This window comes from Bacillus sp. AG4(2022), assembly GCF_031844465.1.
GTDB lineage: Bacteria > Bacillota > Bacilli > Bacillales > Cytobacillaceae > Bacillus_AB > Bacillus_AB infantis.
The window spans coordinates 436869-462845 of sequence record NZ_JAUZVH010000002.1; the positions used below are offsets into that span (position 1 = coordinate 436869).

Annotated in this window: 38 protein-coding genes; all 38 read left to right on the forward strand. The window is 35.5% G+C overall.

The genetic code is table 11. The features are described from left to right. Positions 1 to 29 precede the first annotated feature (29 nt). The 38 genes from Q9R36_RS08040 (at position 30) to Q9R36_RS08225 (ending at position 25963) form a co-directional block, all read left to right on the forward strand. On the forward strand, positions 30 to 260 hold the full coding sequence (locus tag Q9R36_RS08040; RefSeq protein ID WP_311224871.1) for a hypothetical protein: 231 nt from the start codon (positions 30 to 32) through the stop codon (positions 258 to 260). Between the two features lie 20 nt (positions 261 to 280). Beyond that, positions 281 to 649 (forward strand): hypothetical protein, encoded by a 369-nt coding sequence (locus Q9R36_RS08045; protein WP_311224872.1) that lies wholly within the window; start codon positions 281 to 283, stop codon positions 647 to 649. 1 nt (position 650) lies between these two features. Next, positions 651 to 860 carry a hypothetical protein gene (locus Q9R36_RS08050; RefSeq protein ID WP_311224873.1) on the forward strand — a complete coding sequence of 70 codons (210 nt, stop codon included), beginning with the start codon at positions 651 to 653 and terminating at the stop codon, positions 858 to 860. A 44-nt stretch (positions 861 to 904) separates the two neighbouring features. After that, positions 905 to 1165: a hypothetical protein gene (locus tag Q9R36_RS08055; RefSeq protein WP_311224874.1), complete on the forward strand. Its 261-nt coding sequence runs from the start codon at positions 905 to 907 to the stop codon at positions 1163 to 1165. Positions 1166 to 1297: 132 nt separating this feature from the next. Beyond that, on the forward strand, positions 1298 to 1654 hold the full coding sequence (locus tag Q9R36_RS08060) for a hypothetical protein (protein ID WP_311224875.1): 357 nt from the start codon (positions 1298 to 1300) through the stop codon (positions 1652 to 1654). Positions 1655 to 1684: 30 nt separating this feature from the next. Continuing rightward, positions 1685 to 3031: a hypothetical protein gene (locus Q9R36_RS08065; protein WP_311224876.1), complete on the forward strand. Its 1347-nt coding sequence runs from the start codon at positions 1685 to 1687 to the stop codon at positions 3029 to 3031. Positions 3032 to 3097: 66 nt separating this feature from the next. Next, a complete protein-coding gene (locus tag Q9R36_RS08070) occupies positions 3098 to 4018 on the forward strand; it encodes an NUMOD3 domain-containing DNA-binding protein (RefSeq protein WP_311224938.1) in 921 nt (306 codons plus the stop codon). Positions 4019 to 4031: 13 nt separating this feature from the next. Further along, the gene (locus tag Q9R36_RS08075; RefSeq protein WP_311224877.1) at positions 4032 to 5165 is read left to right on the forward strand and encodes an AAA family ATPase; all 1134 of its coding nucleotides are present in this window, start codon (positions 4032 to 4034) and stop codon (positions 5163 to 5165) included. A gap of 64 nt (positions 5166 to 5229) precedes the next feature. Then, positions 5230 to 5826 (forward strand): hypothetical protein, encoded by a 597-nt coding sequence (locus Q9R36_RS08080; protein WP_311224878.1) that lies wholly within the window; start codon positions 5230 to 5232, stop codon positions 5824 to 5826. A 12-nt stretch (positions 5827 to 5838) separates the two neighbouring features. Next, on the forward strand, positions 5839 to 7341 hold the full coding sequence (locus Q9R36_RS08085) for a DnaB-like helicase C-terminal domain-containing protein (protein ID WP_311224879.1): 1503 nt from the start codon (positions 5839 to 5841) through the stop codon (positions 7339 to 7341). Between the two features lie 14 nt (positions 7342 to 7355). Beyond that, entirely contained in the window at positions 7356 to 8414 is a 1059-nt protein-coding gene (locus Q9R36_RS08090; protein ID WP_311224880.1) for a DNA primase, read from the forward strand. A 7-nt stretch (positions 8415 to 8421) separates the two neighbouring features. Next, entirely contained in the window at positions 8422 to 10110 is a 1689-nt protein-coding gene (locus tag Q9R36_RS08095; RefSeq protein ID WP_311224881.1) for a DHH family phosphoesterase, read from the forward strand. 17 nt (positions 10111 to 10127) lie between these two features. After that, positions 10128 to 12428 carry a DNA polymerase gene (locus tag Q9R36_RS08100; RefSeq protein WP_311224882.1) on the forward strand — a complete coding sequence of 767 codons (2301 nt, stop codon included), beginning with the start codon at positions 10128 to 10130 and terminating at the stop codon, positions 12426 to 12428. A gap of 181 nt (positions 12429 to 12609) precedes the next feature. Further along, positions 12610 to 12921 (forward strand): hypothetical protein, encoded by a 312-nt coding sequence (locus tag Q9R36_RS08105; RefSeq protein WP_311224883.1) that lies wholly within the window; start codon positions 12610 to 12612, stop codon positions 12919 to 12921. Positions 12922 to 12976: 55 nt separating this feature from the next. Beyond that, positions 12977 to 13285, forward strand: a complete 309-nt coding sequence (locus tag Q9R36_RS08110; protein WP_311224884.1) for a 3D domain-containing protein — start codon at positions 12977 to 12979, stop codon at positions 13283 to 13285. A 1-nt stretch (position 13286) separates the two neighbouring features. Further along, positions 13287 to 13799, forward strand: coding sequence for a hypothetical protein (locus Q9R36_RS08115; RefSeq protein WP_311224885.1), 513 nt, complete (start codon positions 13287 to 13289; stop codon positions 13797 to 13799). Between the two features lie 7 nt (positions 13800 to 13806). Further along, positions 13807 to 14355, forward strand: coding sequence for a guanylate kinase (locus Q9R36_RS08120; protein ID WP_311224886.1), 549 nt, complete (start codon positions 13807 to 13809; stop codon positions 14353 to 14355). 185 nt (positions 14356 to 14540) lie between these two features. Then, entirely contained in the window at positions 14541 to 14918 is a 378-nt protein-coding gene (locus Q9R36_RS08125; RefSeq protein WP_483861645.1) for a hypothetical protein, read from the forward strand. 59 nt (positions 14919 to 14977) lie between these two features. Continuing rightward, positions 14978 to 15241 carry a hypothetical protein gene (locus tag Q9R36_RS08130; RefSeq protein WP_311224888.1) on the forward strand — a complete coding sequence of 88 codons (264 nt, stop codon included), beginning with the start codon at positions 14978 to 14980 and terminating at the stop codon, positions 15239 to 15241. A 37-nt stretch (positions 15242 to 15278) separates the two neighbouring features. After that, complete coding sequence (locus Q9R36_RS08135) at positions 15279 to 15527, forward strand: hypothetical protein (protein WP_311224889.1); 249 nt, start codon at positions 15279 to 15281, stop codon at positions 15525 to 15527. 15 nt (positions 15528 to 15542) lie between these two features. Beyond that, positions 15543 to 16328: a DNA-methyltransferase gene (locus Q9R36_RS08140; RefSeq protein ID WP_311224890.1), complete on the forward strand. Its 786-nt coding sequence runs from the start codon at positions 15543 to 15545 to the stop codon at positions 16326 to 16328. 121 nt (positions 16329 to 16449) lie between these two features. Next, a complete protein-coding gene (locus Q9R36_RS08145; RefSeq protein ID WP_311224891.1) occupies positions 16450 to 17229 on the forward strand; it encodes a DNA-methyltransferase in 780 nt (259 codons plus the stop codon). A 34-nt stretch (positions 17230 to 17263) separates the two neighbouring features. Then, positions 17264 to 17431: a hypothetical protein gene (locus Q9R36_RS08150; protein ID WP_311224892.1), complete on the forward strand. Its 168-nt coding sequence runs from the start codon at positions 17264 to 17266 to the stop codon at positions 17429 to 17431. Positions 17432 to 17469: 38 nt separating this feature from the next. Beyond that, positions 17470 to 17709 (forward strand): hypothetical protein, encoded by a 240-nt coding sequence (locus tag Q9R36_RS08155; protein WP_311224893.1) that lies wholly within the window; start codon positions 17470 to 17472, stop codon positions 17707 to 17709. 32 nt (positions 17710 to 17741) lie between these two features. Then, on the forward strand, positions 17742 to 17900 hold the full coding sequence (locus Q9R36_RS08160) for a hypothetical protein (RefSeq protein WP_311224894.1): 159 nt from the start codon (positions 17742 to 17744) through the stop codon (positions 17898 to 17900). Between the two features lie 35 nt (positions 17901 to 17935). After that, the gene (locus Q9R36_RS08165; RefSeq protein ID WP_311224895.1) at positions 17936 to 18136 is read left to right on the forward strand and encodes a hypothetical protein; all 201 of its coding nucleotides are present in this window, start codon (positions 17936 to 17938) and stop codon (positions 18134 to 18136) included. Between the two features lie 399 nt (positions 18137 to 18535). Then, positions 18536 to 18790, forward strand: coding sequence for a hypothetical protein (locus Q9R36_RS08170; RefSeq protein ID WP_311224896.1), 255 nt, complete (start codon positions 18536 to 18538; stop codon positions 18788 to 18790). Between the two features lie 325 nt (positions 18791 to 19115). Continuing rightward, positions 19116 to 19397, forward strand: a complete 282-nt coding sequence (locus Q9R36_RS08175) for a hypothetical protein (RefSeq protein ID WP_101549832.1) — start codon at positions 19116 to 19118, stop codon at positions 19395 to 19397. Continuing rightward, positions 19398 to 19628 carry a hypothetical protein gene (locus Q9R36_RS08180; protein WP_101549831.1) on the forward strand — a complete coding sequence of 77 codons (231 nt, stop codon included), beginning with the start codon at positions 19398 to 19400 and terminating at the stop codon, positions 19626 to 19628. Between the two features lie 99 nt (positions 19629 to 19727). Next, a complete protein-coding gene (locus Q9R36_RS08185) occupies positions 19728 to 20030 on the forward strand; it encodes a hypothetical protein (RefSeq protein ID WP_101549828.1) in 303 nt (100 codons plus the stop codon). Positions 20031 to 20097: 67 nt separating this feature from the next. Next, entirely contained in the window at positions 20098 to 21459 is a 1362-nt protein-coding gene (locus tag Q9R36_RS08190; protein WP_101549827.1) for an ISL3 family transposase, read from the forward strand. A 111-nt stretch (positions 21460 to 21570) separates the two neighbouring features. Then, positions 21571 to 21771 carry a hypothetical protein gene (locus Q9R36_RS08195; RefSeq protein WP_101549825.1) on the forward strand — a complete coding sequence of 67 codons (201 nt, stop codon included), beginning with the start codon at positions 21571 to 21573 and terminating at the stop codon, positions 21769 to 21771. Between the two features lie 117 nt (positions 21772 to 21888). Further along, positions 21889 to 22017, forward strand: a complete 129-nt coding sequence (locus Q9R36_RS08200) for a hypothetical protein (RefSeq protein WP_257964225.1) — start codon at positions 21889 to 21891, stop codon at positions 22015 to 22017. Positions 22018 to 22069: 52 nt separating this feature from the next. Continuing rightward, a complete protein-coding gene (locus Q9R36_RS08205; RefSeq protein WP_142385260.1) occupies positions 22070 to 22408 on the forward strand; it encodes a YhjD family protein in 339 nt (112 codons plus the stop codon). Between the two features lie 3 nt (positions 22409 to 22411). Continuing rightward, positions 22412 to 22738 (forward strand): hypothetical protein, encoded by a 327-nt coding sequence (locus tag Q9R36_RS08210; protein WP_101549822.1) that lies wholly within the window; start codon positions 22412 to 22414, stop codon positions 22736 to 22738. A gap of 315 nt (positions 22739 to 23053) precedes the next feature. Beyond that, positions 23054 to 23275, forward strand: a complete 222-nt coding sequence (locus tag Q9R36_RS08215) for a hypothetical protein (RefSeq protein WP_101549819.1) — start codon at positions 23054 to 23056, stop codon at positions 23273 to 23275. 15 nt (positions 23276 to 23290) lie between these two features. Further along, entirely contained in the window at positions 23291 to 23605 is a 315-nt protein-coding gene (locus Q9R36_RS08220) for a hypothetical protein (RefSeq protein WP_311224897.1), read from the forward strand. A 39-nt stretch (positions 23606 to 23644) separates the two neighbouring features. After that, positions 23645 to 25963 (forward strand): ribonucleoside-diphosphate reductase subunit alpha, encoded by a 2319-nt coding sequence (locus tag Q9R36_RS08225; RefSeq protein WP_396137106.1) that lies wholly within the window; start codon positions 23645 to 23647, stop codon positions 25961 to 25963. Positions 25964 to 25977: the final 14 nt, after the last annotated feature.

A 25977-nucleotide genomic window follows, 5' to 3' on the forward strand; every position in this document is an offset into this window, starting at 1 on the left:
TGATATAAAAAATAATTGGAGGAATAAAAATGAATATCCAAATTGAGCAAGTAACATTTAAAAACCTACAAGAAGTAGCATACGGTTCTGGAACATTCTCGTTGTATGGTGAAAATCCTAAAAAGGTCACAGTAAAATTTTCAGTTCAAGTAGATACAATTTATCTAAATGGATTTATCGAACTTGATCAAGATGAGTATTTTGCAAATGCTTCAAACTTAAACGAGTTGATTAAAGAACGTATTTCAAAGAGCCTATAAATTGAATAGGAGGCTAATGAATGAAGGTTTTATACTTTAACCTAAGCAATGGTGAATGTGTTCCTGCATTTACTGTATTACCAGCATATAAGGCAACTATTACAGGATCTAGAATACATACAATTGAAGCGTGCTTTAGTATTTCTAACATTATAAGTAATGACTATGAGTGGTTTCAAAAGCGAGTTGAGAAAGAGAATAAGAGCTGGTCAGAAGAACATCCGCATCTAATGGAAAGCTTAAAGAAGTTAGCTTTAAAGGAGTCACTGAAGCATCCATTCAGGTACTCTAACTTTGAACAAGCAAATCACAGGTTCCCTTATGTTCTAGTTTGGAGCAAGGATAAGAGGTATACAGCAGCATACTTCAAAGGGAAAGATGAGGTGTGAAATGATCCTAGAAACTCAAAAGCTATGCAACTCTAACTATAAGATGCTTCGTGAAATAGGGAGACTTGTATATCATAGGCAAGACCAGAAGGGAGGATTAAATGAATCTGAACTTAATGAGTTATTACATATTGTATCAATTGAAGAGGTTGAGAAATTACTTAATAAGGCTTATGAACGTGGTTTTGAAGAAGGCGTGACTGGAGAATAATTTCACCGTCTAATGATGATTGTATAGGAAAAGGAGAGGAAGCAATGAAATTTATTAGTAAAAACTCAGAAACAAATGTTGTAGAACCGGGGGATCTAATTATCACTGACAAAGAGGAGCACTTTATGTTTGCTTCTAACCCTGATAGTGATTATCAATACGCTCTAATATCATTAGATACATTCGAAGTACATGATGAGTATTATGAGGGATATATAGATGAAATTGCAGTAGGAGTTAATATAGAAGGAGCTGGAAGAGTATTGAACATTATTAAGCGTAATTCACTTACTCTTAGCTATTAATTCCATTCAAACTATACTTTTACCGGAAAAATTAAAGAAAAAATAATTTAATAAAAAATAAACTAATATAGTTGACGTTCAAAACAAAATAAGTTAATATAAATATATCGGATAACGAAAGGGGTGAGAACAGTGAAGCTTCTCAAAGCAACACAGAAGGCATTACAACAGTACAAGGAAACTGTTAAGGGAAATAAGATGATCAGCACAGACGAGGCAATAAAGAAATTAACTCGTAATGTGCAGCTGGTGAAGGAAAGTGCTCCAGAGAGAATCACCTTAACATGGAAAGGACTCAAATACTCATACGGAAACCTTGATATTACAGTCAGGTTCGGTAAGGTGGTTGAGGTAGTAAATCATAAGAATTACCGGGAACGTCCTGATGACTGGGATTTTCCAAAGAAGAGATACATAGAATTGAATAAGATTTTGGGCATTACCGATTGTAAGTTTAGCAAGAAAAAGAAGAAACATAGAGTATCATAAAATAAACTTAAATAATGGAGGAATTTATAAATGGCATTGAAGAATAGAAACGAGATCAAACTAAATAAGAAGCATCAAGGTAAAGAATTCCGTAACGAGTTTCGCTTTGTAGGACTGGTTAAACCAGTTAGGAAAAAAGAACAGGATGGAGATAACTGGTTCGATGTACCTTTGTTTCAAAATACTACAACTCAAACAAATAAGGATCGAAGAGTTCTGCAGTTTAACGTAGAAACAGCGTACCGAAACGAATTAAAAGTTGAATTGGCTGGAATGGAGAAAGAAGTAGCATACATCTATAGCTCAAAACATCGTAAATCTGCCCCTGTAGATTGGGCTGATCGTGAAAATAAAGCAGCGTATCCTGATGACACTTACCACTATATTCAACAAGAATGGGACAAAACAGAAGCAATTAGCAAATATGTTAAAGAAGAAATGTGGGTTGATGTAAGAGGTCACTATGAATTTGATAAGTTTACTAACGGAGAAGGGGAAGAGTTTAAGTCAGTAAAAAGAATTATTGACCAAGTTTACCCACTTAAAAATGGTGAAGTTGAAATTAAAGGATTAAAGAAAGATGATACTTTCCGTGTATACGACTCAGAAACCGAAGGTTATCAATTAGGCTTTGGTAAAGCAGATGAAAAAGGAGTAGCCGTAATTAAGGTAGGATGGTTGAATCCAGAAGGAGGTAAACTCTTTGTTTGTAAAGTAGACGGAGAAACAGAAGGTCAACGCAGCGCAGTTGAATACTCTGACACAGGTGCTGAGACAGATAGGATCATTGTCAGAAATAATGTTACTGGAGATATTCAAATGATCGGTGATGACGGAAAGAGGAAATACGTGCCTTATGTACGAGATTTCAAGTCTCCTGAATTCACTGAGGTTAATAGTTTTGAAATGCAGATTGGCATTAAGAGCACATATCAAGACGAACAGACACAAGACACTAAAGTAAATGCAGTATACCTGTCGTATGGAAAAGAAAAGAGTGTTCCTAAAGACGTAGAATTGACTGTTTACTACAAAGAAGCTGAAGAAGGTAAAAAGCCATTCGCTGACGCATTTGCTCGCCTTAACCGTTTTGACTTCCTAGTTGTAGAAGGCGTAGATAATAACCGTGCAGAATTTGCAATGGTCGAAGTTCAAGAGTCAGAAGAAGACGATAACCCATTTGAGGATGTCGGGGAAAAAACCACTTCATTTGAACAGGTTTCAACTGGAACTAAGAAAGGGCTTGAGATTCTTACATACATTGGTGGTACTTTTAAAAGAGAGCTACTGACAGAAGAGGAAATTTCTGAAGACCAACCTGTAAGCGATGATCCATTTGCAAGTGTAAACATTTCAGAAGACGAGTTGCCCTTCTAGAATAAACAATTTAACAAAACAAAATGAGAAAGGAGGTGGGCTTTTATAGGAGCGATTGATTCTGGAATTTATAAAATAAGCAGAGTAGATGAAGATAAAGAAATTAAGTGTTACATAGGTTCCTCCATCGATATCACTAGGCGATTAAAGGTGCATAAGAGAAAGTTGAAAAGTAACACTCATGACAATATACATCTGCAAAGGTCTTGGAATAAGTACGGAGAAAGTTGCTTTGTTTTTGAAGTGTTAGAGTTTGTAGAAGATACCTCCAAACTTATCGAAAGAGAATCATTCTACATAGAGTTACTCAAGACTTATGAACCCTACGGATTTAATATTTGTAGGGTTCCAAATAGACAGACGGGTGTTACTTGGTCTGATGAACAAAAAGAAAACCAATCTAAGAAATTGAAAAATTACTATCTTACAAATGACAGTCCAATGAAAGGTAGAAAGTTTTCAGACGAATCTCGAAAAAAGTTAAGTGACAGTAAGAAAAAATTGATAGGTGAAAAGAATCCCTTCTATGGCAAATCTCATTCTGAAGAAACAAAACGAATTATATCTGAGAAAAACAAAGGGAGAGTGCCTACGGAAGAAGAAAAGCAAAAAATATCTCTTGCATCAAAAGGGGAGAAATGTCACTTTGCAAAACTAATCGAAGACGAAGTGCTGATCATAAAAGAACGCTTAGAGACTGGAGAAGCTACCTCTGAAATTGCTAAAGACTTTAATGTTACTAAACAAGCCATATCAGCAATTAAAGAAGGACGAACTTGGACTCATGTAACATCTGGTAAAGTGATTTCAAAAGTGCCGCCTAGAATGGGTGGCAGCAAACTTAATTCTCTTGAAGTAATAAAAATAATTGAGTTACTTAAAGAAGGAAAAACATGCCAGTCAATAGCGAATATATACGGTGTTAGGCAAGAAACTGTTAATGCAATTAAACTAAATCGGACTTGGAAACAAATTCCAAGAAATTAAAGGAGAGAAATTTATGTCATTTAGATCAAAAGTTCGCAAAGTGGTTCCTAAGGTGGATTTACAATCTTACAACGTATTAGTAGCAGGTGGATTTAAGTCAGGTAAAACTCGACTATGGAAAGAAGTAATGGAACTTCACTATCCTAATGAACCGGAGGCAGGCACTTTGCTTGCTTTCGAGCCGGGATACAATACATGGGAATTGGACTCAGTAATCCCTATGCACGATTATGACTGGAAATTCTTTAAGAATGAAGTAGTAAAAGGTTTGCTTGAAGAGGCTAAAACTGAGCGTATTACAAAGGTTATCGGTATTGATACTGTTGATAGGTTAATGGATATGGCTTCTGAATACATACTGTCCAACTTGAATAAAAAGTACGGTAAAAACCTTCAATCTTTACAAGAAGTTACTGAGAACATCAAAGGTGAAAATGGATACGTTCTTCTAAAACAAGAAGTTTGGAAGCAAATTGACTTACTTAAGAATGCTGGTTATGGGTTCTTCTGGTTAGCTTGGACTAAAGAGAAAGAGACCACTACCATTGACGGTCTGAAATACAACTCAATCGAGTTGAAAATGAGTAAAACAGGATCAGACATTTTTGCCTCTCAAGCTGACTTAACCGTTACATTACATAGCGAAGTTAAGGTGTTGGACAAAGAAGGAAATGAACTTGAAGCTAATATTACAAATAAGAGTGGAAAAGAAGTTGCATCTAAGCACCATACAACAGAAGTGAACATGTACTTCTTACCTTCAAACTACATCGGAATTGCAGGAGGGCGCTTCACAGAGCTTCCTGAGAAGGTGCTATATAGTGCAGATAACTTTATGGAAGTGTTCAAAGATGCAGTTAAAGGTCAGTTAAAGAAAACTACAAAAACTGTTGATGAGCTTAAGACAGAGGAAGTAGAAAAACGTGAAGAAAAAGCTAAAGAGTTTGTAGAAAAGGTTGAGAGTGATCCTAAAGAAATTCTCTCTAAAGTCGAAGCAGTGATTAATGCGATGGCTAAGGAACAGAAGATTGAGGCTGCTGCAAAGTTTAAGGAAGCTTTTGGAGTCGGTAACTATAAGCAAGAAGAGGGTAATGTTGAGAATTTAAAGAAAGCTCTCGATATTGTCAACGGTATTGTAAATAAATAATTAAATTAAAAACTGTAGGGTGGGTAGAATTATCTGCCCTATAGTCATATAAGAAGGTGAGCACATGAAGGAAGTAAAATGCTTTTGGTGTAAAAATAAAGGTAACAAATCACTAATGGAAGTTGAAGAAAAAGGCACTGGGAAGTTCAATAAGAATGGCTCTGAAAAGATGTCTCGAAAGTACTTTCACTCCAATTGTTATGAGCCATACAAAAAGGATAGAGAATTAAAGCAGCAAGACCTAACAGAATTAGATGAATTATATCAGCATTTACTCAAAGTCCACAACTTAGATGTATTGGACGGAAGAATGATTGAAAAGATACAGGATTTGAGGAATGGATCTGTAAAACTGAATGGTAAAAAGATAGTTAAGTATAAACAAGGAGTTAGATATTCATTGATGCTGGACACGTATCAATTTATCCAGCAGAAAATTGATTTCATTTTAAGCACAAACCAGTTTAAAGAAAAGTGGAATGAGTTTTCTTATATTTTTGGTACTATGGTGAACAACATAAACACTGTTCAACAAGCAGAAAAGAGGAGGGATACTACTGAAAGGATTTATAAAGATATGAAAGTTAATAAAGAGACAGTTGAAATTCAAGTTAAGAAAACAATAAAGAAAGATGAATTGGACATATCAGATTTTTTGTAGAGGGATGAGAGAATGAAGTACATTAAGGAATTTGTTGAACCGTCTTATATTCACGAATCATTGCTTGTCGGCTATTTATGGGCAAATCCGAGCTTATTCCAAAAGTATAAGACACATAAAGTAACGCAGGAAACATTTACAGAAGCGGTTTGGTACTTTTATTTCACAGTTGGCAAACAAATGTTTGAAAATGGAATCAGAGATTTTGATGATAAGACAACATATGCCTTCTTAGTATCCAGACCTAAAGAGAAGAATAAAAAAAGCTACATTGACGCATACAACGATTTTGGAGGCTATGACACAATCTCCGAGCTGATGGATGCTTGCAAAAAGGATGGTCAAAATGACGAGTACCATTTTAGTGAGATTCAAAAGTATGAGAGTCTAAGAAAGCTACAGAAGGACTCCTTAATTAATGTAGAGGATAAGGTACTTTTAGAAAAGCTTTTAAAAATGTCTCTCAAACAGGTGCAGCTATTTATAACTGTTAAGTATAAAGAAGCATTTGCTCAAATTAATTCAGGCGATGTTGTAGAACATGATTTAGTCGCTAATCTTGACACAACGATTGAAAAGCTTAACTCTGGAGAGTCAATGGGATCACCTTTACACGATGCCCCTAGACTGAATAGAAAGATAAAAGGATGGAAAAATGGCTCACTGTATTACCTTGTACTATCATCTGGTGTAGGTAAATCATCAATTGCAATGGAGAAGTTCATCCTCAGTCTATTTGAGAATCAAGAAAAAGCTCTATTGGGAATCAATGAAGAAAGTGTAGAGAAATGGAGAACCTTACTATTAGCTACAATTAGCTCAAAGATACTCAAGAAGCCAATTAACCGCGAAAAACTTCAAGAAGGTAATTTTAATCAGGAAACACTTAATAAGCTAAACGCTGCAAAACAATGGGCTGAAGAAAATGGTCAAGGCTTAGTAAAAACGTTGGAATTAAAAAGGTATCGGGTCGAGGATATTCTGAGTCGAGTCGAGTTATACCGCCCAAAAGGGTATTCAAAGCTAATTATCGATACTTTTAAGCCAGATAGATCATCTACAGATTTAGCTCGTTGGGAAGCATTTTCTAACTCAGCACAAGACCTTCACGACCTTATTAAAGAAGATAACTATAATGTTGGTACATTGGCTACAGTTCAGTTGAAATTAGGTAAGGAAACAAGATACCTTGACCTTGAAGCAACAGGTAAATCAATGGAAATCAATGAAGTAGCAGCCGTGGTAATGATGGGCAGGTTATTGTTTGCTGACGAGTATCAGGAAGAAAAAAGCAAATTTAAACTAAAGCCGTACAATTACAAAAAAGACGAGTTCACCGGAGAATGGATTATTGAAGAATACAAACTTGATCCAAAGAAAACTTATCTTGTTCTTTTTCTAAGTAAAAACCGTTTTGGGTCTGAAGAGGAGCAAATCATTTATGAAGTCAATTACGAAATAAACTCTTTTAGAGAGGTTGCATTCGTTAAAGTGCCAAGATACGGTGGAATGTAAAAGCAGGTGATAAAGTGTCTGAGTTTCAGGAAATAAAGAAACGAATACATGGTGAGGAAAAAATCGAAGATATTCTTGAATTATTAGGCTGCTGGAGTATAGGTACTGAGCAAGGTGGAAAATTGTATGTTGCTGGTTTGCCAGAGGGAGATAATCCTAGAAGTGTGCAGATTAAAAACAATGAAAAACTTTCCAGTCATATTCGCTCAAAAGGAATTGATGGAGATATTTATGACATAGTAAGCTACATAATTTACAATGCAGACACCAAAGAAAAAAGAGATGATTGCTTACCAAAGAGTAAATTTTGGATATGTCAGAAATTAAATTATCAAGAATACATAGACGAGTTTTATAAAGTCACATCCGATATCGCACAAGTAGTGCCTAAGTATAACTCATGGCTTAACAAGTTAAATAAAAAGCCTGTAGAAAAGTCCCAAAACAGGATTTATGATCCTTCCGAATACGAAAGATTTCAAGTAATCCCTTATAAGAAATGGTATGAAGAAGGGTTAACTTTGCAGACGCAAAAGGAATTTCAAGTTGGAATTGATGTTAGGACTGACCGAATAACATTTGCTATACATAATAAGAATGGTGAGTTGATTGGAGTTAAAGGCAGGTATTGTGGCAAAGACAAACAAATAGAAGATCAATACAAATACCTTTATCTCTTACCATGTAACAAGTCAATTGAATTTTTTAATTTACATAGAGCATTACCTTATATACAGAAGAAAAAAGAGGTGATTGTAGTTGAAGGAGGAAAGACTACGATGTTCCTTTATCAATGGAAATACCCAAACAGTATTAGCATAGAAGGAGACAGTCTATCAGATTACCAAGTGCAGATATTAAAAGGGTTGGGGCTAGATATAAAATTTATCTTTGCTTATGACAAGGATAAAGATGCAGAATTTATTGTTAACGAAGCATCTAAGTTAACTGGAAGAATGAAGTACGGGATATTTGACCGTGATAATTTGTTGGAAGACAAGGATTCACCAACTGACAAAGGTAAGAAGGTATGGGAAGAGTTATACAATAAGTATCAATATAAGCTAAAGTAGGGATAATATGAATTATACGATATTAGGAGATAATGATTACTTATTTAACCCCATCGACTCGATTTTTAAAAGTCGAGGGGTTAATAATAAAAATTTGATATTGAATTTAGATGAGTCTTGCTGCCACAATTATAAATTACTTAGCAACATAGACATAGCAGTAGATAAACTGATTGAGCACATTAACAAAGGGAGTAAGGTTTTTGTTCAAGCCGATCCAGATTGCGATGGCTATAGTTCGACTTCAATACTAATTAATTATATAAACAAAACTTTCGATAATGTAGAATTAATCTGGGAATTACCTACTGGCAAGCAACATGGAGTCAAAGTTAAAAATGTGCCAGATGATACCGGATTAGTAATTATCCCTGACTCAGGTAGCAATCAATTCGAAGAACATAAAGCATTAAAAGAAAAAGGAATTGACGTTATTGTTCTAGACCATCATATTTGTGAAAAAGAGTCCGAAGATGCCATTGTAGTCAATAATCAGTTATCCCCCCTGTACCCAAATAAAAATCTGTCCGGGGCAGGCATAGTTTATAAATTCTGTGTCGCACTCGATGATAGGTTAGGGTTACAAAATGCTGACAATTATTTAGATTTATTAGCCGTAGGGAATATAGGCGACATGATGGATCTAAGGGAACCAGAGACACGCTACTTAGTAAAAAAAGGGTTACAGAGTATCAAAAACCCTTTACTTAAAGAAATACTTATTAAACAAGAGTTCTCAATGAAGGGTATCGTTAACATACATAATGTAGGATTTTTTGTTTGTCCTCTAATTAATGCAGGTATCCGTTTTGGCTCTAAAGAGGATAAGGTTCAATTAATGGAAGCACTATTGGAATCCGAGCAGAAAGTATATTACAAAAAGAAGGACATCTATGAATCTATCCAAGTGGCTACTGCAAGAAATTTAAGTAATCTAAGGAACAGGCAAAATACAGCTAGGGACAAAGGTGCTGATAAGATTGCAGCCTTAATTGAAGAAAAAAACTTAGATAAACATTCATTCCTTACTGTGAAAGTCGGAGAAGTGTTGGATAAGAACTTGACTGGCTTAGTCGCTAACAACCTTGCTAGAGAACATAAAAAACCTGTCTTATTGTTGAGGGAGAAAGAGAAGGGGATTTTCACGGGATCAGCTAGGGGCTACGACAAAGGAGGTATTTCAAATTTCCGTGAGTACCTGCTTAACACAGGGCTTTTTAATTTCTGTGAAGGTCACGATAACTCTTTTGGGGTAGAAATCAAATCTGAAAATATCCCTTTACTTGAAGAACTTCTGCAAAAGAGCGAGGTATCTAATACTGATTCAGGCATCGAAGTTGATTTTGAGATACCTTATGAAGAAATGAATAGAGATTTAGTTATCAATGTAGGTGAATTTAAGAATGAGTGGGGTTCTACCCTACCTGAACCAAAATTAGCTTACAAAGATATAGCAGTGGATTCCAGTGATATTACCTTGATTGGTAAGAAAAAGAACACACTGAAGTTTACTGGCAATGGTATAGAGTTTATTAAATTCTTTGTTAAACAAGAAGAGTTTGAAGTGAATTTTGATTTAGGTGAAACATTTTACCTCGATGTAATTGGTAAATGCTCAATTAATGAATGGAATGGAAATAAAACTCCACAAATAGAAATTGTGGATTATAAGGTAACTGATAGACTATTGTTTTAAGTAAATGAGGTGAGAAGTTGATTATCAAACCAAAGCTAGAAACAGAAATTACGGCTAAGTATGAGAAGCATTTAGTCAGTAGCTTCAGTGAAATAGAAAAGCTTTATGATGAAGATAAACCTAAACTTGGAGTATTTGACTCAGAGACTACTGGGCTGCATATTAAGAAGGATAAGCCTTTTATGTGGGTTTTTGGATGGATGTTACCAAAAGAAAAGCAAAAGGAAAATCTTAAAGGAAGAGTTTTTGCCTTCAAGCACAATCTTGATCTTCTTTATATGGTGATAAAGATGTCAAGATCGTTAAAAATGCTTGTGGGGCATAACGTAAAATACGACCTTCACATGCTGATTAATGGAGGTTTAGATGAAGAAATAGTATATGGACTGAAAAATATTTCTGATACTATGGGTATTTGTAGAATGTCTTTTGATGCAGTTTCAGCGAGGGACGGAGGGGATATGTTAGGACTTAAAAAGGTATCGGAAAAGTACATTGACCCCAGAGCTGCTGAATTTGAAAAGGAAGTTAAAAAGGAATTAAAAAGGATTAATGATGTAAAACGAGCAATCCTAAAAGAATTGCTGAAACCTTATAAAGAAATAGGGTGGGGGCTTGGCAAAATAAAGGAAGCTTATAAAGTAAAAAAGAGAAATGAGATGGATCAATTTACAAGGGAAAGAAAGCAAAGGTGGCTTAAGATTCCAGAAGAGATTGAAAAACTATATTTCAATTGGATGGAAGAGCATCCATTTGCAAATTACTCTGAGGTAGACAGAAACATTATGATGGAATATGTGCATGGTGACGGTATTTACACCTTAGAAATAGTTGAAAAGTTCTATCCGACAGTGTTACAAAGAGGACAAAAAGAACTGTTCGAAAAGGAAAATAAATTAATAATAGAACTTTTGAAGATGGAACGAGTAGGTATGACTGTCAACATGGAATATTTACGAGAGTCCTTTGAAAAATGCGACAATGAAATACAACGCCTATATGAAGAACTGTGGAATATTGTTGGAGAGTTTTTCACTGTTTCTCAAGAAAAAGTAATAGCAGATTACTTTGAAAATAAGCTTGGGGAAAGACCTAGTTCAACTGATAAGTCTTTCTTAAAGAAGCATAAAGAAGACCGGGTTTCTCAACTTATCACACGACTAAGAAGACTGGAAAAATGGCAATCTACATATATCTCAAGGATTATAGAAGTGGCTGAGTATGATGGTAACTTTTACACCCAGTATGGGCAGTTTAACACTGTGTCTGGAAGACTAGGATCAGATGCACAGCAGTTCCCTAAAGAGAGGATTTTAACTGAGGAAGGCGAACGGTACGAAAAGGAAAATGGGGAAGGTAAAGCTGGATCGGACATGGAAATTTTCTCACCAAGGAAAGCATTCATACCAAGAGGTGGAGATTATGATAAAATTGCTTACTTTGACCTTTCGCAAATTGAGTTAAGAGCACAAGCAAACTATACAATGTTGTTAGGGAAGCCTGATTTAAACCTCTGTAGAGCCTATATGCCCTACAAATGTAAGCATTATTTAACTGGAGAAGAGTATAAGTTTGAAACTAAAAAAGACCGTATGCGTTGGATTGAAAAGAAAGAAGACGGTAACTCAGTTTGGCTAATGGAAGATGGTTCCTCTTGGGTTCCTACAGATGTACATAGTGAGACTAGTCATAATACATTAATGGCATTGGCTTATAAGTGCAGCGAGAAATATAAGCAATACATTCATGATTCATTGTCTCCGGTTGATGAGAAGTCATTTAAAAAGTTCTGGAGATACATCGGTAAAATGTTCAACTTCATGCGGAATTACGGTGGAGGAGCTAAAAAAGCCTCAGAAGCTCTAGAGGTTTCTATGGAAATAGCAAACGCATTAGTATCAGGTTGGTCAAGTACTTTCCCAGAAGTAGCTTATTATCAAAAAATGGTCGGTAACAAAGTCCAGAAAACTAATCATGCCACAAATATGTATGGACGAGTTTATTATCTGTCCAATACAGAAAAAGCTTACAAGGTAGGAAATTACCTTGTACAAGGATCATGTGCTGATATGCTTAAAGATTACGTGGTTCAAATCGGGGAATGGTTAACTAAAAATAAATGTAAAACGCTGTTTTTAGCTAACATTCATGATGAATTGCAATTCTTAGTCTATAAAGGGGAAGAGTGGATTTTCCCATACATCAAACAAATTATGGAAGATGTGGACTGGATGAAAGTTCCTGTAGTTGTAGACTTAGAAATAACTGAAACGACTTGGGCAGACAAAAAAGAGGTTCATATCGAATTACCTGCCTAAGAAACGCTGATATATAAGGCTTTTCAGACTCATATTTTCCTATGAAAGTAAACTTTTATCCGAACTTAAATATTTGCAGAATTAGTGGATAAAAGGGTTGTATTTCAATACAAAATAAGTTAATATAAAATAAACTAACAAAGAGAGGTGATGAGCTTATCTTCCCCGATAAGCGTACATTATGAAGAAGCAATATGTATACACAGGAGTCGTCACAGCACTATTGGCTTCTAACTTAGTAACCGGATACCAATTTAAGAAAGAGGTTGATGGATTAGATCAGCAGGTTAACCAGTTAACAAAGGTTAATGTATCACTGAATGATGAAGTTTTCGAGAAAAATAGCTTGATTGAAAAACAGCAAGGAGAAATTGATACATATAAGAAGGAGGGAGTTAAGCTAAATAATTTAATAAAAGAAAGTGAACAAAAAGCAACTAAGCTTCAAAAAGAATTGGCAGAGGCGAAAAAGAGGAGTAAGGAGAAACCCTAGAACTCAAATGGTGAGTAGAGGGGAGAAGTCGTCTGTTCGCAAGCTTTACGTTGAAATGACTAGCTATACAGCATTTTGTGATACTGGCTGTACTGGAGTCACTGCGTTAGGGATCAATGTAAAAAACACAATCCATTATCAAGGATACCGTGTCATAGCAGTAGATCCAAAGCTGATTCCCTTACATTCAATTGTAAGAGTAGAGACTAAAAATGAAGTGTTTTTAGCTTATGCTGCAGACACGGGTGGAGCAATTAAGGGGTCAATTATCGACTTATTAGTTGAAAATAAAACTGTAGCAAAAAGAAACGGAAGGCAATTAGTCACCTTAACAGTGATGAGAGAAGGTAAAGGAGGCAAGTAAAGTGGTTAAGGATTACATATTTAGCATCGGTCAGGAAGTTGTAATAGTAAGCAATGAGCAAGATCTGATCAAAGAAAAAGGTGAAAAAGCTACCGTCATTAGTCTACTGCCAGTTGATTATATAAATGATTATGTAATCAAGTTAGAAAATGGTGAAGAAACCAAAGTCAAACAACGAGAGATTCAAGCTATCCCAGAGGAGATGTTAGGTATCAGTACCGGAGATAAAGTCATCTATGTATTAGCAAATGAGGAAGTTACAATCAGCAAAACGGATTTCTTTCATGGTCAAGTTGAAATCGAATTTAAAGATGGAAGTCATGTAGTTGTTGGAATTGAAGCCGTAAGGAAAATTGATGAAGGGGATGAGGTCGAAGTGGTCACTGAAGAAAAGTCATATGCAGCCGAGAAGATCCTTGATCTACTGTTTAAGCATTACAAAAACGACAAGGGAAGTTACACTGTACCTGAGTCATTATTAATTAATTTAATAAACGCATCATTGAAAGGATGATTTCACTTTGAAGCTTTTCATGTTTATGGCTCCAAGTGGTGCAGGAAAATCAGTCATCCAACATTCACTCCCGATTGACTTCATGACTAATTGTACTACCAGAGAGCTACGTGAAGGAGAAGTAAATGGTTATCATATCCGACAAGTCACAGAAGAAGAGTTTCTGCAATTAGAAAGAGAAGGATATTTCTTTGAGACTACATATTATTCAGGGAATCACTATGGCACTCCATTATATAAGATTGACCAAATGATTAAAGGAACGCCCTATCACTGTACTAAAGATATCAATGGGGTCAAGGCATTAAAGGAGAGGTTAGGTGAAAGAGCTGTCTCCATATACATAAAGCCACCATCCATTGAGGAATTGACAAGCAGGATGCAGCTTAGAGGAGATAAGGAAGAAGATATCCAAAGAAGGATTAGTTTCCTTAGAGAGACAAATGAGACTGCCAACGAAGAATATGCAGACTATGTAATTGTTAATGACGATTTAAAAGAAGCTCAACTAGAAGCACATAGAATAGTAATTAAAGAGATTTTGAAGTCTAAATAAAATAATTGATTCATTCGGTTTAGGAAGGTGATACCCATATTTAAATACATAGATTACGTCTTAGACACAATTAGCTTCAACTACTATTACAAATGGTTTTATGGTTCAGATATAAGCTTGTTTGATAATTGTAGTTGGAGGGCTTATAAGAGGAATACAGGAGGTGATTTTTCATAATTAATTTAATTAATGAACGTACTCTTGATGTAGCCCAGAAAGTTGAAATATATCGCAATTTGAATAAAGGAAAGTTATTCTCGATTAAAGATAAGAAGTCCGGATTAGTTGTTGCACATGGGGATTCATTTAAGGTAACTGATGTTACCTGCAAAGTTAGAGAAGGTGGCAGGCAGCGAGTTATTAAAGATAAGAGGAAGAATGTTCATGCGTTCTTGATTGCTACATATGCAGGTGAATGTAACTTTGATACAGGAGAAATGACTGAGCTTTATTATGATCCTTATACATTGGATGCATTTATAAATAGGGCGACAGGTAAGGTTGCTACTGAGGCTGATACGGTTTGGTTTAAGGATGGGAAGGCATATATATATATAAAGTAAACAATTGTAAATAGTATGTTCAAAGTTAACACAAAATGTTCAGAAGAAAGGGTGAAGAGATGAGTTTGTTAAAAGCATTATTAGAAACGATTAACCAAGAATGGGCAAGTCAAGAATCGGATATAAACGGAGAATATGATAACGTTCTTGCAATAGCCTATATTCCTCATTCACTAGCGAAAGCAATAGAGAATGAAGGAAATGAAGTACCAAAAGAATTCAACCCTAATGCATTTAATTTTGATGAAGATGGGGATTATTGCACAGTAGAAATTAAGGTATGCACGGGTCAAGATTCATTGATTGACTTTTATTATGAGTAAAGACCAATACGAAAATTTAATTAAGGGAGAGCAAGCTATGAGTAATTTTAAAGTTGGACAACAATTTTTCACTAATAAATCCGTAGCTATATCTGTGCATGAAATGAATGGCTGCGAATTAAATGAAATAATTGAATATCCAAAAGGAGAAGTGTTGGAAATCTTAAAGAAATTGAATGATAACAATTATGAAGTAGATTTCTGGTGTGATAGGGAAATCCTTTTCAATGATCATCCAATTAGATATGAATTTGATGAAGAAACGCTGAAAGAGTGGGTTGAATAAATAAGGAGGAGTAAAATGGAAAAAGATTTAATGCAAAGTATTGAATTTAATAAAATATATAACGAAGATTGCCTTGGGGACGAAACTTCAGGTACTGGAATGTGGAGGTTACCTGATAAGTCAGTGGATATGATTTTATGTGATTTACCATATGGGACAACTAGAAATAAATGGGATTCAATAATTCCTTTAAAGCCACTATGGGAACATTATGAGAGAATAATTAAAGATAAAGGTGCTATTGTCCTGACGAGTGCTGAACCGTTTACCTCTATGTTGGTCACAAGCAATCTTAAAATGTTTAGGTATGACATTATCTGGGAGAAACAGAAAGGTTCTGATCCTTTAAATGCTAATAGAAAGCCTTTGAGGGCACATGAAAATATATTAATATTCTATAAGAAACTCCCGATATATAATCCACAATTTGAATATGGGGAGCCTTACATTAGAAAAGGTGATTGTACAGTAAAGAGCAGTAATTTTAATAAAGCTAGTACTGTGAAGGATTTAGGTTCAAAAGACGGTAAAAGATATCCAAAGACTGTGATCAAATTTTCTAACGAAGGTATGAACGCTAAAAACTTTCATCCTACTCAGAAGCCTGTAAAATTGTTTGAATGGTTAATCAAAACCTATACAAATGAGAATGATATTGTATTAGATAATTGCATAGGCTCTGGAACTACCGCAGTCGCTTCAATTTTGAATAAACGTAAATTCATAGGTTTTGAAACCGAGAAGGAATACATAGAAGTAGCAAACAAACGAATAAAAGAAATAAAAGTGGATGCCTACTGAAATACTTAAACAGATAACTACATATAGATGATAATGTTTGTAATTAATACTACATATAGATAAATAATCGGATAAAACAGGAGTTTTATATTAAACTAAAATATTTAAAGTAGGTGACTAATTGTTAAACCTTAATAGTATACACAATCTTGATGCAATTACTTTTCTTGAGCAACTATATGAAGATTACGGAGATGAATCAATAAATATGTTTTTAGTAGACTTCCCATATACATTTAAGGGGAAGAACAGGGTGACTGCTAATAAATGGGACTTACCTGTTGATATTGACCGTTTCTTTGAGTTAGCAATGACAATGTTGACTAAGGATGGATCAATTGTTCTGACAGCCACAAATCCATTTGCGAGTTACTTAATTATGAGCCATTTAGATAAATTTAAATATGAATGGATTTGGGAAAAGGACAATGGCAGCAACTTTACACACGTTAAATATCAACCTTTTAAAGTACATGAACAAGTGTTGGTATTCGGAAAGAGTGCAACTACATATGTAAAATCAGGTAAAAATATGTTTTATAAACCTCAATTCTCAGAAGGAAAACCATATAAAGTTAATCGAAGTGGTATGACCGACAATTTAGCAACTGGAGAAGGTTACACGAGAACTAGTGGGGAGTACGAAGGAAAACGTTATCCAAGAAGTGTTCAAAAATTCAACTTAGAAAAAGGGTTGCACCCAACACAAAAGCCTACAAAATTATTTGAATACCTTATTAATACATATACAAATGAATCAGACATTGTAGTAGACTGTTGTGCTGGTAGTGGCACAACTGCAGTTGCTGCAAAGAAAACGAATAGAAATTACATAGTTAATGACCTTGAATACAAGTATTATGAATTAATGGAAGAAAGGTTAGAAAAAATAATCACATAAAAAGAATATTTTATGAGAAAAGTGGTGGAAGGCAGTGGACGTGAAATATAGAGTGCTTGATGATAATGATAAATATTATGGGACATATAGCAAGCTGGAGTATGCCTTAGAAGAAGCCGAGATTGTAGCAGAAGACACTAAGAGAGATACATTTGTTTATAAGATTACAACTGAATTATTAGAGTGTGTAATCGGTAAATAAAATCAAGATTTGATTCTAAAATGAAAGGGAGAGTTTAAATGTGGATGGTGTATACGAAGGAAGATGGCATTGTGTACTTATCAGAAAGCAAAGAAGAGGCAGTAGAGGTTTACAATAGAGAGAAAAAGAAAGACGTTCAATATCTTAATTTAAACGGTGAATCTGACATAGAATTTATCGACACTATATTGGCAAAAGTAGAGTCTAGACATTTCTTCAAAGAATATCAAAATGTCTACAGTGAGGTTATACATAGGCTTAAAGAAGAAACTTATTAAAATCTGGTATTTATATTAAAGGAGGTGACGATTTGAGACATAAAATACCTAACTTTTTTCTATTCCCTGTCATCATCATGGCTAGACTATACATTGACACGCCTGAAGTTTATAACTCGTTTAAGCAGCTTGCTTCTGAGAAAATGTTTAAATGGCAATGGAGGGTACTGGAAAAGATATTAAATATGTAAACCATTAAATATAAAATTACTGAGGAGGAAGAAAAATGTACGTATCAGATAAATATAAAGAAGCAATGGCTAATATAAACGAGGTATTAGAAAGGAATAAAAGTACACAATTCCAAAGTCCACCGCATAGCAAGGAGTATCAAACTTTGTTAAAGGAAGAAATCAGACTGTTAGAGGAACAGAAGAATTTGATTGAAAATGAAAAAGGCAATACCGAAGTATCACCTTCTTTCTAAGGAATTAGCCTTTACCAAGTGTAGACGCAGCTTTGCTCTTTTGTTTAGCAGTAGACTTATCAGAAGCCAAAGTTGCCCCAGCTTTAGATAATTGCTTTTGTGTAGGTTTCTTAGACATATCGCTACCTCCTTAATAGAATGCTTGTTCGCATGGATAAGTATACCAATCTATATATTGTATGTCAATTTATTTATACGGTACTACATGTTGATATTAATTAAGATAAATCTTCAATTTTATCTGGATAAAACTTTGTAGAAAATGGAGGTTTTAGATGTTACCTTTTTACACAGCTTGGATGTTAACAGGATTACTTGTTTTCGGATTAGGATACTGGGTTGGAAAAAACTTTTCAGATTAAGTACTATAAAAATTAAACCGGAAAGAAGGGAATGAAAATGCTATTTGATCTAGGTGACATTGTTACAATTAAATCATCTGGTAAAACAGGTGAGATTACACAGTATAGACATGAAATTAAAATTGTAAAAGGTGTCCGTACAGAGACTCATCAGTATTACGTTCAAACAGGTACATATATGTCCAATTTATATTCAGAAGACGAATTAAAGCTTCCTGATAGCTTTGACAATCGCTTTGAAGAAGGATTAATGACTCTGTTGATTGATGTAAACTTGAAATCTAAGGGGTAAACAACTTTCTTGGGGATAAAACTTACAGTAATTAACAGATTATTAGATTCGTATAACATACAAGTTTATGAATAAATATTAAATAAATAATAATACAAGTTATTGTATAAAAATGAGGTGAAAAATAATTGGCAGGTTTCACGATAAGTTGCAATAATTGCGGAAACGAAATTGTTACTGGTGACGACTATAAAAGAAAAAATGAAAGAATATCACTTTATGCGGAACTTAATAGCTATCGAAATATGAGCGAGTGGATAGAGGTAACTCTATGGTGCGAGAGTTGTGATAACAGTACAGAATTTGAAGACTAAGGAGGTAGTAAGTGAATAATAACAATATTCTTATCCGTATTGACGAAGCTCTCGAACGTATGCGAAATGATGGTGCGGAAGACGATAACTGTCCTTATTACGAACGATTAAAGGCGAAACGTAACGCAATAGCTAACGGAGCTTCATACGCAACATACAGCATTGCTCCCTATTTAATTGCTTATGTTGGATCGCATATACCTGACGTTAATATAGGGATGGACAATAAAGTAATAAAAGGTCGTGGAGATAAAAGGAAGGCAACACTAAAAGCGATTACGGGAGTTGAGTAAATGAACGAAAAGGTGTTTCATCCTAAAAAAGGTTGGTATGCTGAATTTTATAAGTTTCCGAGATTCGGAGGGTGGTCGTTTGTTTTTGGACTAACGAAAGAATTGGTTCAACATTGCATGAATGGTTATGAAAACCCTATTACTCATTCAGGGTATAAGACAGGATTTTTTGCGACTGCATTCGGTTATCAAATAGCAGTTGGGTATAACTCAGTGAAAGAAGTTAAGTAATGGTTGAATCTGATTTTCTATCGTATGCTGTCGGGTTTATACATGGCGTTTTTATATCTTTGTTAGGTTACAAGCTACTCAAAAGGAGAGGGCGATAATATGAACTTTGATAACTGGCAAGAAAGAATAGAGGAAATCAAACAATTATGGGAATGCGAATGGTCAACGGTAGGAATGTCCACTCATGTAAGACACGCCGATGTAGGTTGGTTGCTTGAATTTATCGAAGCACAAAGAAAGTTAATCGAGTCATACGGAAGAGTTACAGAAGGTATGACAGAATCCAAAGCATCATCGAAAAATGATTTTTTTAACTGCTTTTGGTGTGGAGATATAGAAAGTCATGATAACGGCTTATGCGTGGATTGTCAAATAAAGCACCCCGAGTTAATTATTGACTAACAAGTTATACCTCTAATAGCCGATAACTATAATACATGGTTATCAATAATTAAGGAGGTACAAATAGATGAACGTACTTGGTTTAGAGGAGTTTGAAGTCTTAGAAGGTTATGATAGCGAGGAGTATTACAAGTTCGTTGTAGAGGCTAAAGAGCCACCAGTATTCTGTACGCTATGTGGAGCATTCATTGAGGAAGGACAGCAATTCAAGGTACACGATAAGCGACCTCGTAGCGTTGCTGATGTAGACCTTAGAGGTAAGAAGGTTGTAATAGACATCATTCAGAAGCGTTACAAGTGTCCTAACTGTGGAGATAACTTCACTGAATACTTTAGGTCTATCGCAAGAAATGACAGAGTTACACAGCGATTATTCAAGCGTATGGGCGAGGATTCAATCAAAGGGAAGAACACCTTTAAGAGTATAGCTGAACAACATGGAGTGACTGATACAACGGTCAAACGAGCCTTTTGGGAACATGTAGACGATCTATATAGAAATCGTATCTTAATAGCTCCAAGAGTCCTTGGAATAGACGAGGTATATCTTCACGAAGAAGGTATTAAACGTAAACAGCCTTTTGCAGTGTTCACAGACTTAGAGAAGAACGAAATCATAGAGTTTGTTCCTGGTATCGAAAAGGAGCTTGTGAAGGATGTAATCAAAAGCATGAAAGGCTATGAGAACATTGAGATAGTCGCTATGGATATGAACGCAGGCTATCGTAATGCGGTATATGAGACTATACCAAATGCTTATTGTGTTGTAGACCACTTCCACGTTATTCAAAAGGCTAACATGAAGCTAAACGACATTAGAGCTAAGGTTCAAAACAAGCTACCAGAAGGCGAAAAGAAGGAACTATTTAAAGTAAGAGCCTTAATCACTTCCAACAGAGAGAATCTTGACGAGGAAGCAATATTTAAACTGGATGCTGAATTAGAGAAGTATCCAAGGCTTAATACGGCTTACTGGATTAAGGAAGGTTTACGGAATGTTTATAAGCAAACTACCAAATATGACGCTAATCAAGAGTATTACAAATGGGAGTCGTCAATCCCTAAAGATGCTAAAGAGATGAAAGTCATACAGAAGATGATTAACCGTCTTAGGAAGGAAGTGTTTGCTTACTTCGATGGAAGAGTCACCAATGCCTATACAGAGTCATTCAACAATGTAATCAAACGAATTGTAAGGCTTGGTGTTGGTTACAGCTTTGATGTATTAAGAGCAAAGGTTCTCTTTGGAACGAAAGCTACAGAGGTTAAGAAGTTAAAGGATATGAATTTCAATCGTATATTCAATGAATTAGCACGTAAGTCAGGTAAGGTTATCTGGACTGATCCTAATAGTGAATATGCAGAAAATTATTCGTATAGGGTGAATATTGATGACTTATTACAAGCAATGGAGGAAGGGGAATTATAGTCCCTTTTCTCTACAATTCCCAACGAAAGTTGAATACCCAATCTAAGAATATGGCAGCAGTAAAAGACCTGTATGATCGGAGAAAGAAATATACAGTTTAGGAGTGATTAATTGAAGCCGACTATTTCAGATGAAAAACGACAACTCCTGTTGGATCTATTGGAGAATATTGAGGAGCAGATTGGCTGTTTATCGTGCAATATAGAAGAGAACCAGAACATTAATGATGCTGAATGGCGTACATATGAAGAGGAAATAAAGAAGCTTAATTTAGTATTAGGTGAGCTAAAGTCAGAAATATACTTTTCTTAAAAATAATTAATTAAATACAGTTGACTTTTAATACGAAACAAACTAATATAATATTATAAACTTGATAGAGTGGCTGAAACAAAACGGTCACTCTTTCTCATAAAAGAGGTGATTGAGATGAGCAAGCTGATCGAACTAAGGCTGAAAAAAGAGGCGCTTAAAAAGAAACTTGAACAAGTCGAAGCAGAATTGGAATTGGTTTATCATTTGATTGATGCTGAGTTGGAAGAGCAACTAGACAACTGATATAATCATCTTGGGTGATGAAAACATGCGAGCAAACTTAAGTGATGAACTAATGGAAGCAATCAATGAGGCAATTTACCTCGACTTAGAATTACATATTATCGAGAAACGTATGATGGAAGCTGAGAAAAAGGGTAACAAAGGATTTGCTGAACACTTGAATGTATTATTCTACAAGGTAAGCAGCAAGAGGAAAGCTAATAAGCAGTACCTGAAGGATAACGGGATAACTGTTTATGATCCAGTTAAGGTTGATGAATTCTTTGTAGAATACCCTTACTCACAGAAAGTCAGTGATGGAGGATACAAGGAAGGAACTAATCGTTACTGGCGGTCTGCTATGACTTTTAATTTGAAGAAAAGAATGGGTGGATATTTTAAGGGAGGTTAATGAGTGTTTCATTTACAAATTGATGAGCATTTTAGGATTCAAAACAGTGATGGTAGAAATTTTGTTTTGGAGAAGCTGGAGAAAGTAAAAGATCGTAAGTCTGGGGAAGAAAAGGAAGAATGGAAATTCAAGGGCTTCCACGGCAATCTGAGATATGCATTAGAAAGGTATACTACAGATGAAAGCGTGCTTGATCGGTTTGACGATAAGGTATCTGAAGTGAAAGAACTAATCCAGCACATGAAGAACATGGAGCAAATCATCAAAGATACACTCAAGAAGGAAAACATAGACCTGAGCTTTGTGAAGAATGGTCGAAACGATGACTGATGAGTTTTGTCATGTATGCCTTGAGCCTAACCCTTCCATAAGACAGACAATTAGATTAAGAGATGACAAGTCTACATATGATATTACTGGTCACATTCACTGTACTGATCCTATTTATGAGTTTACGCAGCAGACAAAAGATAAGATGCCTGTAAAGAAAATGTTGCTACTATTAAAGGAAAATAATCTCATAAATAGTATTGACTAATACAAAATAAACTAATAAAATAAGTTTATCACTTGTTGGAGGTGGGTAAGATGTAGTGCTCATTAGCAACACCTTGGACAAACAAAATAAAAAAGGAGAGTAATAGAATGAGATCAAGCTACAATCAGCAAATGAAACGCACAGTGTTCAATAACATTCATGAAGCAACATTCAGCCCGGAACGAAACTACTATGGCGTTGTGGAAATTGACGGGACAAATTATCTGCTTGAGCACAAGTCAAAGTTCCGTAATGAGGCTGTATCATACTTTGAGGAAGCAGCAAGGCTTGAACGTGGTCGATTGACTACTGTTGCGGCATTTAAATAAATAAGGAGTGAATTCATGGGGGAATTATTTGTACATCCAGCCTTCGTTGGAACTGTTTCTGTGAGTGAAGGAAAGAGAAGGTTACATTCCTCAAAGAGTGATGACGTATATGCTCAAAAAGGCGACATAGTATTTACATCACTTACTGATGAAGAAGAAGTCATTACACTTACTAAGTACAAAGAGATGATCAGTGTAGAAGAAAAGAAAAAGCCCAAATATGATCTCGATGAGATGGCAGAAGCATATACACAAACTTGGGTGGATAATACAGTTGATGAAAGTTACATAGCTATTCCACAGGAATTCAAGACAAATAAAGCACTTTAATAGAAAATAATTATATATAATTAGAAAGAAGGTCATCGAGTGACAGTTATTACTAAGGACAATGGACGAAGAGAATTACCATTTGACGAACACAGGCTTACTGCATTTATTAAAACAGCAACTAGGGATTACCCTCAACTAGACGTAAATGAGTACACAGAAGCAGTATTAGATGCAATTACATCAAAAGAGAAATACTCTGCAGAACAAATTACAGACCTCCTAATCCTTGAAGCGAAGGCACGTATTGGTTATCGAGATGAAGAAAATGAGGACTCTAATTCACCAGACTGGACTTACGTTGCATCCTACATTTATATGAGATCCCTTTATAAAAAGGCTGCAAGTAACCGTGCTTACGATTCTTCACAAAAATACGGAGACTTCTATGGGCTTCTTAAATACCTCGGACACATTGGAGTTTACTCTTCATTAATCCTAAAGAATTACACTAAAGAAGAAATCAACGAAGTTGCTAAAGTAATTGATCCAGAGAAAGATAAATTACTAACCTATATCAGTGCTTATATGCTTGCTACACGCTATCTTGCAACTGATTATAAGAAGAATGTGTACGAATTACCACAGGAAAGATATATGATAATTGCCCTACATCTTAACGTAAATGAAGACAAGGCTACAAGGCTTGAAAAAGTAAAAGACTCCTATTGGGCATTAAGTAACTTGTACATGACTGCTGCTACACCGACATTAGCACAAGCAGGAAAGAGGGATGCTCAGTTATCAAGCTGCTTCATTGATACAGTGGATGATAGCCTCCAAGGAATCTACGACAGCAACACTGATGTTGCGAATCTGTCAAAGGGAGGCGGAGGAATCGGAGTTTACATCGGTAAAATCCGAAGTAAAGGTAGCACTATCCGAGGATATGAAGGAGCTTCGTCAGGCGTTATTCCTTGGATGAAGCAATTAAATAATACTGCTGTCAGCGTAGACCAATTGGGACAGCGAAAAGGAGCGATAGCAGTATACCTAGATGTTTGGCACAAAGACATCTTCCCATTTCTCGATGCCAAGCTTAACAATGGAGATGAAAGATACCGGACACATGATATTTTCACTGGGGTATGTTTACCTGATTTGTTTATGGAGCAAGTTGAAAAACGTGGAGAATGGTATTTGTTTGATCCTAAAGAAGTTAGGGACGTTATGGGATATTCCCTTGAGGATCATTATGACGAAAAAGAGGGTAGTGGATCATTCCGTGACAAATATTATGAGTGTGTAAATTCTAACGAACTAAGTAAGATTAGGGTTGAGGCAATTGATATTATGAAGCGGATCATGGTTTCGCAGCTTGAAACCGGAACGCCATTTATGTTCTATCGTGATGAGGTAAATAGAAAGAATCCAAACAAGCACTTGGGAATCATCTATTGCACAAATCTATGCACAGAAATCGTCCAGAACCAAAGTCCTACAACTGTCAAAGAGCAACGAGAAGAAAACGGTATGATTATTATCGAAAAGACACCGGGAGATTTCGTTGTTTGCAACCTTTCTTCTATCAGTTTAGCAAGGGCAGTAAGGGACGATGTGTTAGAGAGGTTGCTTCCGATTCAAGTCAGGATGCTTGATAACGTTATTGACCTTAATAACATTCCTGTATTACAGGCTCAAATGAGCAACAGAAAATATAGAGCAATTGGACTAGGTACATTTGGCTGGCATCATCTGCTAGCTCTTAGTGGGATTCGTTGGGAAAGTGATACAGCAGTCGATTACGCTGATAAGCTTTATGAGAAAATTGCATATCTAACTATCAAGGCAAGTATGGAACTAGGTCAAGAAAAAGGAGCTTATCCGGCATTTGAAGGTTCAGATTGGCACAATGGAAACTACTTCACTGACAGAGGTTATGGAGTAGAGGAAGATGACACTGATCGACTTGTATCGAACAAACAATGGAGAGAGTTGCAAAAAGATGTATCTGAGAAGGGATTAAGAAATGGTTATTTGATGGCTGTTGCTCCTAATATGTCTACAGCTTTAATTGGAGGCTCAACACCCTCTATTGACCCAATTTTTAAGAAAGCATATTCAGAGGAAAAGAAAGACTACAAAATTCCAGTTACTGTGCCTGATTTAAATCAGCGTACCACTTGGTATTATAAATCAGCATACCAAATTGACCAAAACTGGAGTATTAAACAAAATGCAGCTAGGCAGCGACATTTGGATCAAGGTATTAGCTTTAATATTTATGTTAAAAACGATGTCAAAGCAAAAACTCTACTCGATTATCACATGAATGCTTGGAAGCAGAAAATGAAAACAACATACTATGTCCGTTCGACTTCAAGCGAATTTGAAGACTGCGACAGCTGCTCGTCTTGATGAAATAATTACAT

Coding starts and splice junctions, on each gene's coding strand:
- Q9R36_RS08040 (WP_311224871.1), top strand. CDS start 30: ATGAATATCCAAATTGAGCAAGTAACATTTAAAAACCTACAAGAAGTA.
- Q9R36_RS08045 (WP_311224872.1), top strand. CDS start 281: ATGAAGGTTTTATACTTTAACCTAAGCAATGGTGAATGTGTTCCTGCA.
- Q9R36_RS08050 (WP_311224873.1), top strand. CDS start 651: ATGATCCTAGAAACTCAAAAGCTATGCAACTCTAACTATAAGATGCTT.
- Q9R36_RS08055 (WP_311224874.1), top strand. CDS start 905: ATGAAATTTATTAGTAAAAACTCAGAAACAAATGTTGTAGAACCGGGG.
- Q9R36_RS08065 (WP_311224876.1), top strand. CDS start 1,685: ATGGCATTGAAGAATAGAAACGAGATCAAACTAAATAAGAAGCATCAA.
- Q9R36_RS08075 (WP_311224877.1), top strand. CDS start 4,032: ATGTCATTTAGATCAAAAGTTCGCAAAGTGGTTCCTAAGGTGGATTTA.
- Q9R36_RS08080 (WP_311224878.1), top strand. CDS start 5,230: ATGAAGGAAGTAAAATGCTTTTGGTGTAAAAATAAAGGTAACAAATCA.
- Q9R36_RS08085 (WP_311224879.1), top strand. CDS start 5,839: ATGAAGTACATTAAGGAATTTGTTGAACCGTCTTATATTCACGAATCA.
- Q9R36_RS08095 (WP_311224881.1), top strand. CDS start 8,422: ATGAATTATACGATATTAGGAGATAATGATTACTTATTTAACCCCATC.
- Q9R36_RS08105 (WP_311224883.1), top strand. CDS start 12,610: ATGAAGAAGCAATATGTATACACAGGAGTCGTCACAGCACTATTGGCT.
- Q9R36_RS08110 (WP_311224884.1), top strand. CDS start 12,977: ATGACTAGCTATACAGCATTTTGTGATACTGGCTGTACTGGAGTCACT.
- Q9R36_RS08130 (WP_311224888.1), top strand. CDS start 14,978: ATGAGTTTGTTAAAAGCATTATTAGAAACGATTAACCAAGAATGGGCA.
- Q9R36_RS08135 (WP_311224889.1), top strand. CDS start 15,279: ATGAGTAATTTTAAAGTTGGACAACAATTTTTCACTAATAAATCCGTA.
- Q9R36_RS08140 (WP_311224890.1), top strand. CDS start 15,543: ATGGAAAAAGATTTAATGCAAAGTATTGAATTTAATAAAATATATAAC.
- Q9R36_RS08155 (WP_311224893.1), top strand. CDS start 17,470: ATGTGGATGGTGTATACGAAGGAAGATGGCATTGTGTACTTATCAGAA.
- Q9R36_RS08165 (WP_311224895.1), top strand. CDS start 17,936: ATGTACGTATCAGATAAATATAAAGAAGCAATGGCTAATATAAACGAG.
- Q9R36_RS08170 (WP_311224896.1), top strand. CDS start 18,536: ATGCTATTTGATCTAGGTGACATTGTTACAATTAAATCATCTGGTAAA.
- Q9R36_RS08180 (WP_101549831.1), top strand. CDS start 19,398: ATGAACGAAAAGGTGTTTCATCCTAAAAAAGGTTGGTATGCTGAATTT.
- Q9R36_RS08185 (WP_101549828.1), top strand. CDS start 19,728: ATGAACTTTGATAACTGGCAAGAAAGAATAGAGGAAATCAAACAATTA.
- Q9R36_RS08190 (WP_101549827.1), top strand. CDS start 20,098: ATGAACGTACTTGGTTTAGAGGAGTTTGAAGTCTTAGAAGGTTATGAT.
- Q9R36_RS08200 (WP_257964225.1), top strand. CDS start 21,889: ATGAGCAAGCTGATCGAACTAAGGCTGAAAAAAGAGGCGCTTAAAAAG.
- Q9R36_RS08205 (WP_142385260.1), top strand. CDS start 22,070: ATGGAAGCAATCAATGAGGCAATTTACCTCGACTTAGAATTACATATT.
- Q9R36_RS08215 (WP_101549819.1), top strand. CDS start 23,054: ATGAGATCAAGCTACAATCAGCAAATGAAACGCACAGTGTTCAATAAC.
- Q9R36_RS08220 (WP_311224897.1), top strand. CDS start 23,291: ATGGGGGAATTATTTGTACATCCAGCCTTCGTTGGAACTGTTTCTGTG.